The sequence below is a fragment of the Rhodococcus sp. P4_E4 genome, from assembly GCF_056401575.1.
In genome coordinates this window covers 552,372-568,723 of sequence record NZ_JBFUJB010000001.1, presented here as the reverse complement: position 1 = coordinate 568,723, position 16,352 = coordinate 552,372, and the positions used below count along the sequence as shown (strand labels likewise).

General features: G+C 61.4%; 15 protein-coding genes. 6 read left to right on the top strand and 9 right to left on the bottom strand.

Features of this window, described 5'->3' with window-relative positions; genetic code table 11:
- Window positions 1-72 precede the first annotated feature (72 nt).
- Window positions 73-1,434, top strand: coding sequence for an MFS transporter (locus AC1DVN_RS02735; protein WP_046378786.1), 1,362 nt, complete (start codon window positions 73-75; stop codon window positions 1,432-1,434).
- Here AC1DVN_RS02735 and AC1DVN_RS02730 read toward each other — a convergent pair.
- The 3 genes from AC1DVN_RS02730 to AC1DVN_RS02720 form a co-directional block, all read right to left on the bottom strand.
- A complete protein-coding gene (locus tag AC1DVN_RS02730; RefSeq protein WP_283384927.1) occupies window positions 1,424-2,245 on the bottom strand; it encodes an acyl-CoA thioesterase in 822 nt (273 codons plus the stop codon). The genes AC1DVN_RS02735 and AC1DVN_RS02730 overlap by 11 nt on opposite strands.
- Window positions 2,246-2,320: 75 nt before the next feature.
- A complete protein-coding gene (locus tag AC1DVN_RS02725) occupies window positions 2,321-3,160 on the bottom strand; it encodes an alpha/beta fold hydrolase (RefSeq protein ID WP_477993347.1) in 840 nt (279 codons plus the stop codon).
- 35 nt (window positions 3,161-3,195) lie between these two features.
- The gene (locus AC1DVN_RS02720; RefSeq protein ID WP_003945327.1) at window positions 3,196-3,891 is read right to left on the bottom strand and encodes a TetR family transcriptional regulator; all 696 of its coding nucleotides are present in this window, start codon (window positions 3,889-3,891) and stop codon (window positions 3,196-3,198) included.
- Between the two features lie 168 nt (window positions 3,892-4,059).
- Between AC1DVN_RS02720 and AC1DVN_RS02715 the strand changes: the two genes are divergently transcribed.
- From AC1DVN_RS02715 to AC1DVN_RS02705, 3 genes are read left to right on the top strand one after another with little or no spacing between them, the layout of a single operon-like run.
- Window positions 4,060-5,193, top strand: a complete 1,134-nt coding sequence (locus AC1DVN_RS02715) for a ferredoxin reductase (RefSeq protein WP_021344756.1) — start codon at window positions 4,060-4,062, stop codon at window positions 5,191-5,193.
- A gap of 35 nt (window positions 5,194-5,228) precedes the next feature.
- Complete coding sequence (locus AC1DVN_RS02710) at window positions 5,229-6,401, top strand: fatty acid desaturase family protein (RefSeq protein WP_477993345.1); 1,173 nt, start codon at window positions 5,229-5,231, stop codon at window positions 6,399-6,401.
- A gap of 13 nt (window positions 6,402-6,414) precedes the next feature.
- The gene (locus AC1DVN_RS02705) at window positions 6,415-6,660 is read left to right on the top strand and encodes a hypothetical protein (RefSeq protein WP_019749125.1); all 246 of its coding nucleotides are present in this window, start codon (window positions 6,415-6,417) and stop codon (window positions 6,658-6,660) included.
- Window positions 6,661-6,835: 175 nt separating this feature from the next.
- On the opposite strand, the gene AC1DVN_RS02700 is transcribed toward AC1DVN_RS02705, so the two are convergent.
- The 4 genes from AC1DVN_RS02700 to gdhA all read right to left on the bottom strand — a co-directional run bounded on the left by AC1DVN_RS02700 (window position 6,836) and on the right by gdhA (window position 10,780).
- Window positions 6,836-7,003: a hypothetical protein gene (locus tag AC1DVN_RS02700; RefSeq protein WP_003945367.1), complete on the bottom strand. Its 168-nt coding sequence runs from the start codon at window positions 7,001-7,003 to the stop codon at window positions 6,836-6,838.
- A 244-nt stretch (window positions 7,004-7,247) separates the two neighbouring features.
- Window positions 7,248-7,394 carry a hypothetical protein gene (locus AC1DVN_RS02695; protein ID WP_167333749.1) on the bottom strand — a complete coding sequence of 49 codons (147 nt, stop codon included), beginning with the start codon at window positions 7,392-7,394 and terminating at the stop codon, window positions 7,248-7,250.
- Window positions 7,395-7,690: 296 nt separating this feature from the next.
- Window positions 7,691-8,950 carry a PucR family transcriptional regulator gene (locus AC1DVN_RS02690; RefSeq protein WP_046378785.1) on the bottom strand — a complete coding sequence of 420 codons (1,260 nt, stop codon included), beginning with the start codon at window positions 8,948-8,950 and terminating at the stop codon, window positions 7,691-7,693.
- A gap of 486 nt (window positions 8,951-9,436) precedes the next feature.
- Window positions 9,437-10,780 (bottom strand): NADP-specific glutamate dehydrogenase, encoded by a 1,344-nt coding sequence (gdhA, locus tag AC1DVN_RS02685; protein WP_003945368.1) that lies wholly within the window; start codon window positions 10,778-10,780, stop codon window positions 9,437-9,439.
- Between the two features lie 270 nt (window positions 10,781-11,050).
- On the opposite strand from gdhA, the gene AC1DVN_RS02680 reads away from it, so the two are divergent.
- Window positions 11,051-12,385, top strand: a complete 1,335-nt coding sequence (locus AC1DVN_RS02680; protein WP_021344745.1) for a DUF4185 domain-containing protein — start codon at window positions 11,051-11,053, stop codon at window positions 12,383-12,385.
- Between the two features lie 82 nt (window positions 12,386-12,467).
- Here AC1DVN_RS02680 and AC1DVN_RS02675 read toward each other — a convergent pair whose 3' ends face one another.
- Window positions 12,468-14,645, bottom strand: coding sequence for a glutamine synthetase III family protein (locus AC1DVN_RS02675; protein ID WP_477993342.1), 2,178 nt, complete (start codon window positions 14,643-14,645; stop codon window positions 12,468-12,470).
- A gap of 225 nt (window positions 14,646-14,870) precedes the next feature.
- Between AC1DVN_RS02675 and AC1DVN_RS02670 the strand changes: the two genes are divergently transcribed.
- Window positions 14,871-15,140 carry a putative quinol monooxygenase gene (locus tag AC1DVN_RS02670; RefSeq protein ID WP_223257903.1) on the top strand — a complete coding sequence of 90 codons (270 nt, stop codon included), beginning with the start codon at window positions 14,871-14,873 and terminating at the stop codon, window positions 15,138-15,140.
- Window positions 15,141-15,504: 364 nt separating this feature from the next.
- Here the strand turns inward: AC1DVN_RS02670 and AC1DVN_RS02665 are convergent, their stop codons facing one another.
- Window positions 15,505-16,320, bottom strand: a complete 816-nt coding sequence (locus AC1DVN_RS02665) for a class E sortase (RefSeq protein WP_019749117.1) — start codon at window positions 16,318-16,320, stop codon at window positions 15,505-15,507.
- Window positions 16,321-16,352: the final 32 nt, after the last annotated feature.

The window sequence follows — 16,352 nt, the reverse complement described above, 5'->3', positions numbered from 1 at the left end:
GCATAGAACGTCTTGTATGTCGACTCTCGGAGAGAGGAGCCGAGTCGCCCGCGCGCAGTTAGGCTTCGCCGTATGAGCGCCGAGTCCACGAGCATGCAGGCCGAGCCACCCGCAGGCATCGGTGGTGCGGCCACGAAGAGTCAAGTGTTCGCGTGGGGGCTGTGGGATTGGGGATCGGCAGCATTCAACGCCGTGATCCTCACGTTCGTCTTCTCGGTCTATCTCACCGACGCGGTCGGCGACGACCTGCCCGGCACGATTTCGGCAACTACGTGGCTCAGTTGGGCTCTCGGGATCGCCGGCTTCTTCATCGCGATACTCGCCCCGATCACCGGACAGCGTTTCGATGCGTCGGGTAAACGCAAACTCTCACTCGCGATACTCACCGGCATCACCGTGCTCTCGATGGCGGGTCTCTATTTCGTCGAGGACAACTACCGCTACCTGTGGCTCGGATTGGTTCTGCTCGCAATCGGTTCGGTGATTTTCGAACTGGCCGGCGTGCCGTACAACGCCATGATGCGGCAGGTGTCGACACCGGAGAATCTGGGACGAGTCTCCGGCTTCGGCTGGGCCATGGGATATTTCGGCGGAATCGTGCTGCTGTTGCTGTGTTACTTCGGGTTCATCGTCGGCGACGGCGACACTCGGGGATTCCTGGGATTGACCACCGACGGCGGCATGAACATCCGGATGGTGGCACTGCTGGCTGCAGTGTGGTTCGCGGTCTTCGCGATTCCGGTGTTCTTCAAGGTTCCCGAGTTGCCCAGCCCCGCGGTCGATCCGGGAGCGTCCAAGGCCGGGTTCCTCGACTCCTATCGGGTGTTGTGGCGCGATCTGCGCGAACTCTGGAACGTCGACAGGCGCACGATCTGGTACCTGATCGCGAGCGCACTCTTTCGTGACGGTCTGGCGGGTGTGTTCACCTTCGGAGCCGTGTTGGCTGTCAACGTCTACGGAATCAGCGCGGCCGACGTCCTGCTGTTCGGTGTTGCCGCCAACGTGATTTCCGCAATCGGTGCATTGGTGGCCGGACGCTTCGACGATCGGATCGGACCCAAACAGGTCATCACCGTCTCGCTGGCGTCGATGATCGTGGTCGGCGCGATATTGATCGCGGTGTCCGGGCCGGTGATGTTCTGGATCTTCGGTCTCGCGCTCTGCCTGTTCGTCGGGCCCGCTCAGTCTTCGGCACGAACCTTCTTGGCACGCATCACCCCGCCTGGGCGTGAAGGTCAGATGTTCGGCCTGTATGCGACCACAGGCCGAGCAGTGTCGTTCTTGGCGCCGACACTGTTCGGCCTGTTCGCTTGGCTCTTCGGTGCAGACCGTGCCGGCATCATCGGACTGCTGGTGGTTCTCGGCGTCGGCCTTGCCGCATTGTCGATGGTGAAGGCGCCGGAAGGGGACAGTGCGATCCCCGTCAATCCTTGAAGTAGACCAACTGGTGTGTCGTAGCGAGCAATGCGCCGTCACTGCCCCAAATTTCGGCCGACTGATCGAAGTATCCGTTGCCGAACCGTTGGGTCCGCGCCGTTCCCAGCACGGAATTGTCTGCCTGTTCGGTCAGCGTCTGAGCGTCGGCGTGGAAGTAGATGGTCATCGAGACCGTTCCGGCCGGAGCCATCTTGCCTCGGCGCAAGAAGACTCGTGGGAAGAAGACATCACACAGTGCGGTCAGCGACGTGAAGTCGAGAGCGCGTGCCGGTTGATCGCGCACCCAGAGTGTCGTGGTCGAGTCGGGATGCTCGCCCGACTCCAGATCGGGGATTGCACCTTCGACAAAGCGCATCTCGTAGTTCTGTGCCCAGGCGATGAACTCGGGGAACGGCAGCAGCGCAACGTCTTCGGCCGACGGAACCTTCGGCATCGTGATCTCGGTCGACGACCAGGTTTCACGCCTGGTACCGAACACTGCCGTCGCGGTAGTGGCGACGGTCCCGTCCTGAGACAGTTCGATGGACCAGTGCTGCGTCGAGCGGTTGGTACGCACCGGCCGGGCGGAGATCTCGAAGGCGCCCTCGGTGATCGGACCGGCAAAGTTGACGGTCAACGACAGCGGATCGCCGAGGCGTTCGGGGTGCTTCAGTACAGATTCGAGCAACGTGGCAGCGGTGACGCCGCCGAACGGCCCGACCATGTTGTTGTACGCCGGATTGGTTTCGCCGGTCGACAAGCCGGCCGTGAGTGGCGTCAATCCGACAGCGGTGTCGAACGGATGGGGTGGTGCAACGGTCTCGGTCATCGCAGAACTCCTGGTGGTGGAATCAATTCGGCTCTATGTATGACAACATACATAGAGCCGAATTCGTCGCGACGATCAGGATCCTGCACGTGCGAGGATTGCCTCGGCCAACTCTTCGGCTCGCTCCTCCGGAATCCAGTGACTTCCGCCGTCGAGCACGACGAACTTGTAGGGAGCGTCCACGAATTCACCACAGCGTTCTGCGCCTGCGCGGCCGAGCGCTGTGTCGCCGGTGCTCCAGACATACGTGGTCGGCACTGTGGTGCGATCGATGTCGCCGAAGTCGCGAGTCATCGCGCGGTACCAGTTCAAGGCGCCGGTGAGCGCGCCCTCCCCGCTCAGGACACGAATGTGCTCGTCGGCGAATTCAGGATCGATCTGGCCGTCGAACATGGCGCGCAGCCGGCGGAAGTTGTCCTCCGACAACACTTCCTCGGCTTTGCCCTCCTGTCGGAGAAGTCCGATGTACGACGAGCGTTGCTTCTGGTCCTCGTCCTCGCGGAGTGCCCAACCGAAGGCGGTGGGGTGGGGGACCGAGATCGCCGTCAGGCTGCGGATCCGGTTCGGATGGCGACCGGCGACCTGCCAGGCGACCGCCGAACCCCAGTCGTGGCCGACCAGATGCGCGTCGGACAGGCCGAGTGCGTCGAGCAATCCGACGACGTCGGCTACCAGATGCTCGATCTTGTAGGCATCCACCCCTTCGGGGCGCGCGCCGGCGGAGTATCCGCGCTGATTCGGTGCGATCACACGGTATCCCGCCGCGGTGAGCAGTGGTGTGACCTTGCCCCAGGATGCGGCGCTCTCCGGGAAGCCGTGCAGCGCTACCAGCGGAATGCCGTCGTCCGGGCCCGAGATCAGTACGTCGAAGGTGAGGTCGCCAACGGGGATTTCGTATGTACTCGTGGAAGACATGACTCTCACCGTACGTCGAAAAGGTGAACCCGAGGTCAGTTTCGAGGTGGATTCCAGGTGGCCATTCCGAGCATGATGACTCGCAGTTGCTTCTCGGCTCGTGTGATGACGGCGGCTTCGTCGCGATACCCGGCCGTCCCGGCGTCCAGCAGTTCGACGACAGCGCTGAACATCGTCGAGACGATCAGGTCGGCAGCCATTTCCAGATCGTCCGACGACCAGCTTTCCAGTCCGGCAATTCTGGAGAGGTCGATGGTCAGTTCGCTGACGAACAACCGCATTTCAGTGGCTATCGCACGTCGTACCTCACTGACGCCGCTGTAGCGTTCGCGGCAGAGGAACCGAAACTGTCGCTCGTGTGTATGCACTTGTCGCACAAGGATGCCCAGTGACGTAGCGGCGTCCTTGGTGCTGGGATTACGCCTTGCGTCGCGCAGCATCTGGCGCAACATGCGCATGCTCTCTTCGACGAGGACGACACCGACGTCCTCCAGTGAAGCGAAGTGGCGGTAGAACGCCGTCGGAACGATCCCGGCTTCCCTGGCTACCTCTCGCAAGCTGATTCCGGCGAAGCCGCGATCGGCCGAGAGGTCCATGGCAGTGTCCAGGAGCGCTTGGCGTGTGCGTTCCTTCTTTGCGGCACGACTTTCCGGCTCCCTGTTGTCGGGTTCCCTGCGCTCTGGGTTCACCGGTCCGGCCTTCGTCACGACGTCGAGTGTAGGTACAGGCATTCCGGCTCCTTTCGGCAACTCGTGTAACTCGGATCACATTCTTGTTGACATGTACTTGTGTGCACCTGTCACACTATCTTCGGTGAACATTTGTACACTGAATTCACGCAGTCGGGGGAAGCTAGCCCAGCAATCGGTACACCCGGCAATCGAAGTACGAGGAGGGTCATGACAATCGCATCTGCTCCTGAGAACACGACACCGAAGTCCACACCTCGGCGCGGACTGTCCTTGGTGGGACTGATCGAAGCCATGGCTGCTCCACATCAGATCGATCGGTACCTCGAGTTGGTCAACCCGATGGCGACCGTTCGTGACATCCGCGCGCAGGTTGTCGCCGTCGACCATCCGACCGCTGACTCCGTCACTCTGACGCTGCGCCCGACTCGCCAGTGGCGCGGTTTTCAGGCGGGCCAGTTCGTGCAGTTGGGCGTGGTGATCGACGGTGTTCGTCACACTCGCTGCTACTCGCCGGCCGGCGGCGCGTCTACGCGCAACGGGCTGATCGAGCTCACCGTGAAAGCGCATCCCGGTGGCCTGGTGTCGCAGTATCTGTACGCCAACGCGGCGCCCGGACTCGTTGTCAGCCTCTCGCAGGCAGACGGTGTGTTCTCCCTTCCCGTCGACCGCCCGCGTCGGGTGTTGTTGATCAGTGGCGGCAGTGGAATCACCCCGGTCATGTCGATGCTTCGGACGCTGGTGGAGGAGGAGCACTCGGGCGAGATCGTGTTCGTGCACTACGCGAACACCGATGCCGACGTGGCATACACGCGCGCGCTGAAGACAATCGCCGAGCAGAACCCGAACGTGAAACTGGTACTCGTGTACACCGAAAGCGGTGGAGGTGACCTCGAAGGTTTCTTCGATCGCGGGCACCTCGACGCCGTGGCTCCGTGGATCGCCGATCCGGACACGATCGACGCCCAGGCTTATCTCTGCGGGCCTCCCGGTCTGATGCGGGGAGTGCGTGAGGTGTTCCGTGAGGTCGACGTCGAGCACTTGCTCAATACCGAGGAGTTCGCGCCGGCGGTGGCCGAGCCGGGTGAGGCCGGCGGCGAGGTGTCATTCACCAAAAGTGGGGTGGCGGCCGAGAACTCCGGCGAAACACTTCTCGAACAAGCAGAAGCTGCGGGCCTCAATCCCGAATACGGATGCCGGATGGGAATCTGCTTCTCCTGCACCTCCGTCAAGAAGGCGGGTCGTACCCGAAACGTGCGCACCGGTGAGACAGACGACGAGCCGGACAAGAAGATCCAGCTGTGCGTCAGCGCTCCCGTCGGCGACGTCACCGTCGACATCTGAAGTCCCATTTTTCACACGACTGTCTGGAGACCGACATGTTTGGACTTTCACTTCCCACCCTCCCGTTCCTCGGCAACGGTTCCGATGCGAAGGACGACGCTCCCGTCGTCCTGACGTACGAGCAGGTCGAGGAGATCGGCCGCGAGTTGGACGCATTGCGTGATCGCACCGTCGCTTCGCTTGGGGCCGAAGACCGGGAGTACATCTACAAGATCATCAAGGCTCAGCGCGGGTTCGAGGTCGCAGGTCGCGGCTTGATGTACCTCGGATTCCTACCGCCGGTGTGGCTCGCGGCAGTCGGTGCGCTGAGTGTGTCGAAGATTCTCGACAACATGGAGATCGGCCACAACGTCATGCACGGTCAATATGACTGGATGCGGGAACCCGGGCTCAATTCCGAAGTCTTCGAATGGGATACGGTGTGCCCGGCCGACCAGTGGCGACACTCGCACAACTACATGCATCACACGTACACCAATATTCTCGGCAAAGACCGTGACATCGGATACGGCATCCTGCGTATCGACGACGCGCAGAAGTGGAACCCCTATTACCTCGGTAATCCGGTCTGGGCCTTTGCCTTGATGATGCTCTTCGAGTGGGGTGTGATGATGCACGATCTCGAGATCGAGAACGTCATCCAGGGCAAACGCAAGTGGCACGACGTCAAGCCGCTTCTGAAGGGCTGGTGGAACAAGGTGGGCAAGCAGGTCCTCAAGGACTACGTCATCTTCCCGGTTCTGACGGGGCCGCTGTTCGTGACCACTCTCGCGGGGAACGTCACCGCCAACCTGGTCCGAAACGTGTGGACGTACTCGATCATCTTCTGTGGCCATTTCCCCACCGGCGTACAGAGCTTCACCGAGGACGAGACGGCCGACGAGACTCGTGGTCAGTGGTACGTGCGTCAGATGCTCGGCAGCGCCAACATCGAGGGAAGCCCGCTCTTCCACATCATGTCCGGCAACCTCTCGCACCAGATCGAGCACCATCTGTTCCCGGACCTGCCTGCGCATCGTTATCCGGAACTCGCTCCCCAGGTGAAAGAATTGTGTGGGAAGTACGGTTTGCCGTACAACACCGGTGGGTTCTTCAAGCAGATCGGTTCGGTATGGGGCAAGATCTTCAAGCTCGCTCTTCCGCCCGGTTTGGTCAAGTCGAAGACCCCTCCCGGTGTTATCGTCGAGCGCCAGCGAACTGCAGCCTGAGAGGCACACACTGATGGTCGGGAAATTCGAACGCCGCAAGGACACGGTCCAGGAACTGACCGAAAGTGCAGCCAACCACGTGGGCTCCATCGCGATGATCATCGCCGGGGCTGTTCGAGACGTGACGCGCGAGATCGGTGACTGGGTGTCCGACGGAATCGAGATGCGTGAAGCAGCGAAAAAGGCTGCGGCTGACGATCGTTCGGAGTCCGTGACCATCGAGCACGACGAGACCGATCCACCGGAAGATTGGCGTTGATTCCAACTCTTCGATCGCCGAGACAGTAAGGCCGACGGCCGGATCGCCCAACCGCGAGCCGTTTCGCCTGAACGACCACGTTGCCCTCCGTCACAGATGACGGAGGGCAACGTGGGTTTCGTGGACTGTTTCGGCGGCCGAAGACGCGGATCGAACACCGATCACGAGTGAGGTCCTAAGCAGCGCTTCCGAGGCTCGCCGAGTCGAAGCTGCCGAGCCCGGTGCTACCGAGACCGCTGCTACCGACCCCGCCCAATGCGAGCGCATTGCTGCTACCCGCGCTCAGTAGCTGGACGATGATGTTGATGACGATGGGGTCGCCGGTGAGCGGAATTGTAGGCACAGGGGGACCTGCTTTCTGTTTCGAGATGTGGTGAGCAAGGTGAGCGGCGACGGGTTCGTCGACGTGGTCAGGCGGGCTGTTTCAGCCACTTCCGGTGCTGCCGAGCGACACGATAGAGCCGTTGCCGAAGCCGAGTGCTCGGGAGAGTGAGCCGAAGTCGATGACCAGGCTGCCCAGGGTGTGCTGGTTTATCACAGTGGTTCCTGTCTGTGCCGCGACTTTGTGATGCGAGCGGGTAAGTCGATCAGGGAGCAGGCGTCGTGGGAGTTTCGCCGCCGCCGCCGCCAATCGGAGAGTTGTTGGTGTAGAGGAAACTGCTGCCGGCGTTGAACATCTGTAGGACGGTGTTCATGACGACGGCCAAAGCGCCTGTGGTTGGTGCGGCGATCATGTGCTTGCTCCTGGTTTCAGCGGTGGCGACGCTCTCGCACAGGGCCCGAGATTCGTCCTAGGAGACGCCGCCGCCATCCGTCGAGCCCGTGCCGGTGCTGCCCGCGTTGAAGAGCTGCAGGATGGTGTCGAAGAAGGCACCGAGGAGAGCGTTATCCTGGCCGTTGATCATGTGTTTCCCCTTAATTGTTACTGGTTTGCGCGGTGATTCGCACCACACTTTTATAGCCCGGTTCGAAGCGGAAAAGTGGGGTCCAGGCGCCACACGTGGACAGCTAATAGCGAGGATGTGAGTGTTCACATTTTCGCTGGACGATTGTCCACATCAGTGCTTGCGAAAGTCAGAGAGATCATGGCAGCGCGCAGTTTGAGCAGTTCAGAGGGCAGGGCCGGATCCAATCCGGTCAGGGTTGCGATGCGCTTGATTCGATTGTCGACGGTGTTGGTGTGCAGGCCGAGCGCCGACGCGGTGCGCTGACGATGCTGGCCGTTGGCGAGGTGTATGGACAATGTCTGCAGCAGTTCCGGATTGCCGTCGAGTGGCCTTAGAAGATTGATCAAGCTGTCGCGGCCTGCGCCACCCCGAGTGAGTTGATACTCGAGCGCGAGGTCTTCCATTCGGTACGACCGCGCCGGCAGTCGCAGGCGCCGCACGAGTTGCGCCAATTCGTGAGTGGTTGCTTGGGCGGCGGCGATATCTCGTACCGCGGCGTTCTCGGCGATTGCTGTGATCTCCACCCCGACCGTTGCGCGTGCACGTTGGATGACCTCGCACACTGTTCCCCAGTCGGGTGTGCCCTCGATCAGGACCAGACCACGTTGCGGTGCAGGAGCTTCGAGCAGCGCCGACCCGAAGTGGGCCGCGATTTTCGATTGAGCGACGGAGAGGTCACGGTAGGCCTGTATGCGCTGGTGGTTGCCGTTGCGTGCTCCCGGGCGGATGGGCGGCAAGTTCACCAGGAGCCGCAGGACGAGATAGCGGGGTGCGAGTTCAACGCCCATCTGCAACGCAAGCTGGGTGGGATCGTCGCCGTCCAGCATGGCTTTCACGAGAGCGCCGGCGGAGTATTCCCCGAGTTGGGAGCCAGCTGGGAGAGCCGAGAGATAGCTGATCGAGATGAACGAGTGAAGCCGCTGCGCGAGTGCGAACAAGAACTCGTTGAGATCCCCGAGATTGGCGGAGTCCTCGGCGTCGGCCCGGCTGAGGATGAGGGTGCGAAAAGTGCTGATGCCCTCGTTGGTCAAGTTGAGGATCGCGCTGAGTGGCACGCCTTTCAATGCTTGTTGGACGGTCATCGTGTGAATGCCGTCCAACTCTTGGTCGGTGGGAAGTTTGCGGTGATCCAGCAGCTGGATCCCCACTTGGAGCCCCTGCACGATCACCGCAATCAGTTCCCGACGAACTGCCTCCGTTTGGAGGGAAGTCAACGTCGGGTTGGCACGGGACAGGTGATCTACGAGATCGCTTGCCAGTGGGATGACGTCGTAGACCGCTGTGGAGGCGGGCTTGCCTCCCAACATGAGCGGTCCCGGGTTGTTCAGCAGCGCTGGGGACATGGGTGGCCTCCTCTAGACAGGTGCGTCGCCTGGCACAGGCACCCGGAGGCTCGGCGCGTTACGAAGCGGGGTACACGCTGAGGCTTTGTTCGGGGGCATACTCGCCGCTGAAATTTGCGGATCGAATTGCGCCAGGCGTTGTGATTTCTACCACATGAACGATCGTCCAACTGTGAAATGGACAAATGTGAAGATAAGTCCATATGCCCCACGCGCTGCGGACCTAAACAATCGTCCACTTACGGTGTTTTTCGACGTCAGAGCGGAAAACGGATTCGGAGGACACCACGAGTTCCGTCTGGGATCATTGCCGGCGCCTACGGTGCTCGTCGCGGGCGATTTGCTCAGATCAAGCTCGAGGGCCCTGGGTCCCCGAGGACCCAGGGCCCTCGAGGCCTAGGTATTGATTCGACCGGTCCGATGTACGGGAACCGGTTCAGGGTGAAATCACCCCTTTTTGTACTGCTGTCTGTATTGCGGAAATCTCTAGATGACGCCCAGCGAAATCATGGCGTCGGCCACCTTCACGAAGCCGGCAATGTTCGCGCCGTGCACGTAGTCGCCCGGCTTTCCGTACTCGGCAGCGGTGTTGATGGTGCGCTTGTGAATGCCGCGCATGATTCCGGCGAGACGCTCGTCGGTGTACTCGAAGCTCCAGGAATCACGCGAAGCATTCTGCTGCATTTCGAGGGCGGAGGTTGCGACGCCACCGGCGTTGGCCGCCTTGCCGGGCGCGAAGGCTACGTTCGCGTCACGGAAGAGCTGGATGCCGCCGGGGGTGGTGGGCATGTTCGCGCCTTCGGCAACGGCCTGAACGCCGTTGGCGATCAAGGTCTTTGCGGCATCTTCGTCGAGCTCGTTCTGAGTCGCGCAGGGGAGTGCGACGTCGCACGGCACGTCCCAGATGGAACCATCGGCGATGAACTCGGCATGCGGAACTGCGTCGGCGTACTCGCTGATGCGGCCGCGGCGAACTTCCTTGATCTCCTTGAGGAGGTCGAGATCGATGCCCTTCTTGTCCACGATGTATCCCGAGGAATCCGAGCAGGCGATCGCGACGCCGCCGAGCTGGTGGATCTTCTGGATTGCGTAGATGGCGACATTGCCGGATCCGGAGATCACGACGTTCTTGCCTTCGAGGCCTTCACCCTTTGCCTTGAGCATTTCGGCGACGAAGTACGCGACGCCGTAGCCGGTGGCCTCGGTGCGAACCTGCGATCCGCCCCAGGTGATGCCCTTGCCGGTGAGGACGCCCGACTCGTACGTGTTGGTCAGCCGCTTGTACTGACCGAACAGGTAGCCGATCTCGCGACCGCCGACGCCGATGTCGCCAGCCGGAACGTCGGTGTATTCACCGATGTGACGCTGCAGTTCGGTCATGAAGGACTGACAGAAGCGCATGACCTCTGCGTCGGAGCGGCCCTTGGGATCGAAGTCCGAGCCACCCTTGCCGCCGCCGATGGGCAGGCCGGTGAGTGAGTTCTTGAAGATCTGCTCGAAGCCGAGGAACTTCACGATGCCCAGGTTGACGCTGGGGTGGAAGCGCAGGCCGCCCTTGTAGGGGCCGAGTGCACTGTTGTACTGCACGCGGAAGCCACGGTTGACGTGAACGTTGCCCTGGTCGTCGGTCCACGGCACGCGGAAGATGATCTGGCGTTCCGGCTCGCAAAGCCGCTCGATGAGTCCGGCGTCGGCGTAGCGGGGGTGGCGTTCGAGCACTACGTGAAGAGACTCGAAGACCTCTGCGGCGGCCTGATGGAACTCGGGCTCTCCTGCATTGCGAACCAAAACCTGATCGTAAATCTGCGCTACGCGGTCACGTACGGACACCGCTCACCTACCTCGTTGTGAGAACTCTTTTACATTTCCGTTACATACTAGGCGCCTTTATTGCTGTATCGGACAACTGTCCTGTGAAGGTGAAATCGGACACAGCTGTCACTTGTGTCAGTTGAAAGGGCGATTTATAACAATTTGCTCAGCTTTCACTCTCTTAACACAGTCCAAATGGTTTGCTTCTGCGGTCGGGGATCACTGTGCCTGTGGTCCGAACGGGAGTCGAAATGATCAGAGGGGCTGCACGTGCGTAAAAAACACTCCATGTCGGCGATGTTGTCGATAGGCGTCGTCACGATTGCCGCGACGATTGCCGCAGCACCGTCTGCGTCGGCGATCGGCGGACCGTGTGGGTCGGGAGGAAGTGGTTCCGCCGGATCGATGACGGGTTCGCTCGGTTCGCTGACCGGATCACTTGGCAGTGGTTCCGCCGGTACCGGCTCCCTCGCCAACGCGTTGCCGTGGATCACCGGCGCGCCCAACGGTGCTCTGCCGGTGTTGACCGGCCGCACAAAAGCGATCGAAATGGTCACTGGCCCAGGCAGTCCCAACAACACTATCGAGCGGTTCAACGTGTCGGGAACCGACCTCGGAATCATGTGGGACAACGGTCTTTCGGGGCCGGATCACGACGTACTGATGGCATTCGGCGATACGGTTGGCGACTGCGACACCCCGGGTGACGACTGGCGCAGCAACGTGTTGTTCCGCAGCAACGACACCGCCATTGCCGACGGGATGAAGATCGACAGTTCTCCTTTGGACGGCCCCAATCATTCCAAGGAGATCATTCCGGGATTCGGCATTCCGGGTGAGTTCACCACCATCCCGACCGCTGGAATCTCTTACGGTGGTGTGCAGTACATCAGATTCATGTCCGTTCGGTCGTGGGACGAACCCGGAGCCTGGACCACCAACTACTCGGCTCTGGCTTTCTCCACGGACAACGGTGAGAACTGGGAACTCGATCCGGCGACAGTTCGCGCCAATACCGAAGGACTTGGCATTCCGGGGATTCCGGCAGTATCGCCGATCAATTCCAACTTCCAGCAGAGCGCCTTCCTCGACGGTCGGGACGGCTACATTTACGAATACGGAACTCCCTCAGGTCGTTTCGGTAAGGCGGTCCTGGCGCGAGTGGCCGGCGCCGACATCAGAAACCTCGGCGCCTACGAATACTGGGACGGCTCCGGTTGGAGTCCGCGAGATACCGATGCCGTTCAGGTCATCAAGGCACCGGTCAGTGAACTTGCCGTGCAGTGGAACGACTACCTGAACAAGTACGTTGCCATGTACACCAGTGCCGAGGGCAACCTGGTGATCCGTCAGGCCGACCAACCGCAAGGCCCGTGGAGTGGTACGCAGACCCTGTTGAGTGGAATCACGTTGCCCGCGTTGTACGGCGGATTCATGCACCCGTGGGCGAGCGGACAGTTCCTCGAATTCGTCGCCACCACGTGGGACCGTTACAACGTCATCTACATGCGGACCGATTTGAACGGACTCCAGATGGCGTCATCGGATTCGCGCGATCGTCCTGACCCCGCGACCACCGGTGAGGCTCGCGTCCTCGAAGTCACGATGCCGGAAGACCGCTAGCCCGAGCAAGATTCGACAACTGTGGCCTGCAACTCGATCGAGTTGCAGGCCACAGTTTTGTGAGCGTTGATTTCGGTGATGCTCAGAGAATGAAGAGCATTTCCTGATACGTCGGGAGTGGCCAGTGATCGTCGGCGACGATGGTTTCGAGGAAGTCGGCCGCTGCACGTACCTCTGCCATTGCGGGCAGGAGTGCGTCCTGTGCGTGCTTGGCCTGATCGAATGGCGACTCGCCGGCGTCGGTGTCGATTGCTGCGCGCAGGGCCGCGAGCGCTGTGCGCAGAGCCGCAACGGGCGCCGACACTTCTTCGAGCGGAGCTGAATCCGGTTCGAGGCCGGCGGACTTCAGTGCGACGAAGTTCTGCGCAACTTCCGTCTGGTGGCGCACTGCAGCCGGAAGGATCAGCGTCGTACCGATTTCGGCGGCCAGGCGTGCCTCGACGCCGATGCTCAGTGCGTACTGTTCGAGGCCGACCTCGTAGCGACTGTGCATCTCTCGGTGGTTGAAGACCTTGTACTTCTCGAAGAGTTCCATCGAGGACTCGGTGATCAGTTCAGGAAGGGCGTCCAGCGTCGTGCGAAGGTTCGGCAGACCGCGAGACTCGGCCTCGATCTGCCAGTTCTCCGAGTAGCCGTCGCCGTTGAAGACAACCGCACCGTGGTTGGTGATGATCTCGGTGAGCAGATTCTGGACGGCGGTGTCGAAATCGGCGCCGTCGGCGACCGCGGCCTCCAGTTCGGTGGCCATGTAGTCCAAGGCCTCGGCCATGATCGTGTTGATGGTGACCATCGGGCCGTTGACTGTTTGCAGCGATCCTGGTGCGCGGAACTCGAAACGGTTGCCGGTGAAGGCAAATGGGCTCGTGCGGTTGCGGTCGCCCGGATCGGTCGGCAGGACGGGAAGGGTGTCGGCTCCGATCATCATGGTGCCCTTGTCCTTCGACGATATTGCCGCGCCCTTGGCGATCTGCTCGAAGACGTCGGCCAGTTGATCGCCGAGGAAGATCGAGATGATTGCCGGGGGAGCCTCGTTGGCACCGAGACGGTGATCGTTGGTTGCCGATGCGACCGACGCGCGCAGGAGGCCGGCGTATTTGTGGACGGCCCGGATGACTGCGGCGCAGAATACGAGGAACTGGGCGTTGTCATGCGGATTGTCGCCGGGGACAAGCAAACTGCCGAGTTCGGAGTTGCCCAGCGAGAAGTTGACGTGCTTGCCGGAGCCGTTGACACCGTCGAACGGCTTCTCGTGGAACAGACATTCCATGCCGTGCTTCTTGGCGATGGTCTTGAAGGTGGTCATCAGCAACTGCTGGTGGTCGGCGGCGATGTTGCCTCGCTCGAACATCGGGGCGATTTCGAACTGGCCGGGGGCAACCTCGTTGTGCCGTGTCTTGGCGGGGATCCCGAGTTTGAACAGTTCCCGCTCGGTGTCCATCATGAATCCGAGCACACGTTCCGGGATCGCCCCGAAGTAGTGGTCGTCGAACTCCTGGCCCTTGGGCGGCTTTGCGCCGAAGAGTGTTCGGCCGGCGTTGAGGAGGTCGGGGCGTGCGAGGAAGAAGTGTCGATCGATCAGGAAGTACTCCTGCTCGGGACCGCAGAACGACACGATGTGCTCGGGGTCGTCGTGGCCGAACAACTTCAGGATTCGTTCGGCGTGGAAACCCATTGCCTGTTGTGAACGCAGCAGGGGAGTCTTGTGGTCGAGCGCTTCGCCGGTCATCGAAACGAACACGGTCGGGATACACAGTGTGTTGCCGTTGGGGTTTTCGAGAACGTAGGCCGGGCTCGTGACATCCCAGCCGGTGTATCCGCGAGCCTCGAATGTGTTGCGCAGCCCGCCGTTCGGGAAACTCGAAGCGTCGGGTTCACCTTGGATCAAGGTCTTGCCGGCGAACTCCGCCAATGCACTGCCGTCGCCGACCGGCTCGAGGAAGCTGTCGTGCTTCTCGGCCGTCAACCCGGTCAGTGGATAGAAGACGTGGGCGTAGTGGGTTGCGCCTTTCTCCAACGCCCAGTCCTTCATCGCCGACGCGACCGCATCGGCGACCATGGGATCAAGCGGTTTGCCTTGCTCGATCGTCGCCATCACCGACTTGTAGACGAGCTTGGGCAGTCGCTTCTGCATGACCACCTTGTTGAAGACGTTGGCACCGAACACCTCGCCGGGTGTCTCGTCGGTGGTGAAACTGACCACCGGAGGTGTGTAGGCCTCGACGTCCTTGATCGCTTGCAAGCGAACTGCATTTCCACTCATGTGCTTACCCCTCGCCCGGGCCCAGGGCTGCGCTGCTGATTGCGAGCCCGACTTCGGCAAACCCTACGAACCTCCGGTATCGGGGGTGTTTCGTAGATATTGCGCCTGTCCGCAAACTTCGAGTCACAACGGAAATGTCGATCTGTCGGAGGTCTACGGCAGACTTCGAGCCGACGGGCTATTGCAGGACAGTCGAATCGGAGAGTCTTTGTGATCAGGGTGTTGGTGCCAACAACGGTGGAGCAGGGCGATCTCGCGGAAGTGCTTCGGTTGTATGACGAACTTGTCACCGAGACCCGAAAAGAGGTCGGCTGCATCAATTACGAGTTACTGCAGCGCACCGACAATCCCTGCGAGCTCGTGTTGGCGGAGGAATGGGAATCGCAGGAGCACCTCGACGCCCACACTCATACCGAGCACTTCGTCAGGTTGGTTGAGGCGCTGGACAAGCTCGAGACGGCAGCGCCGGCGCAGATCTTCACGAAGGTTCTGTAGCGGCGGAGTCCGGTCTCAGTGCTCGCTCAGGCGTCGAACGAACATTCCGGAGAGCCTCGAGCGTCAACTAGGCGAGCCGTTCCGACACACGCGGAAACTGGTTTGCATCGACACGCCAGAATCATCGTAGGTCCGTCGAGTCCGATGTAGGACAGCGCCTTCGGGCTCCAGCCGGGCCTTGTGCCGGTGTCGGCCGACCTGCACGGGCGCTCTATACGGTCACGTCGGAGTAGGGCATATGCTCTGACACCCAAGGAAATACGACTTCCATGAGTAGCAGCACCACCGCGACCAAGAGAACGATCGCCAGCAGGGCCTTCACTGGTCGGGGGCCGGGGAGCGCGCCCCAGAGGTAGCCGTACATTCATTGCTCCTGGAATGCCGCGGGAATGGTGCCCGAAGTCTTCGAGATTGTTTCGACGAGAACCGCGTGGACGATCAAGCGTTCGCTGTTCGAGTAGAGCGGATGGCACGTGGTCAGTGTCAACATACTTTCCAGCGTGGCGTCGGGCTCGGCCCAAGGGCTTCCGGGCAGCGGGTTGACGACCGCAACATCCCCGGGCACGGTGATGTGCCGCCCGAGGAGATGGGCGTAGTCGCCTTCGGAAACCCGATCGGCTTGCTCGGGATTCAAGCAGGCTTTCGCCGCAGCGCGACGTTCGGGCGAGGCCTGGTCGAGTGGGAGTAACCGGTACGTCATCCACTGGGACTCGGTCTCCACGACGACGGCATCGCATGCATCGAGTCGATCCAGGTGTTGGAAGACTGCGCCGGAACCATTGCGGTGCCCGGCGAGCGCGAAGTTTCCGGCTTCGCCGGGCATCTGCGAGTCCGGGTAGTGGCCGGGGCCGGCCCGCAGGTCCTCGTTGCGTGTGCCCTCGACGATTGCGTACGCGGCGCCGAGTGTGGGGAAATGCACGCGCGCGAATCCCTCGCCGAGCACAGGGATCAGCGGGGACACCGGCTGACCGTCGATCGCTCCTGGGGCTTCGGGGTCTTCGGCCCAGGATTCCTCCAGACTGTTGTTGAGCTCGTCCTGGAGCCGCCCTGAGACGATATTGGTCCAGAACGCCTCATAGATGACGAACAGCAGGACGACGACCCCGGCCGTGAGGAGCAGTTCGCCGATTACCTGGCCTGTGCCCGGCCGCCGATGCCCTCGAACTTTGGTATCGCTCACGGACCGGGGTCTCCTCTTCACAGATCTACCGA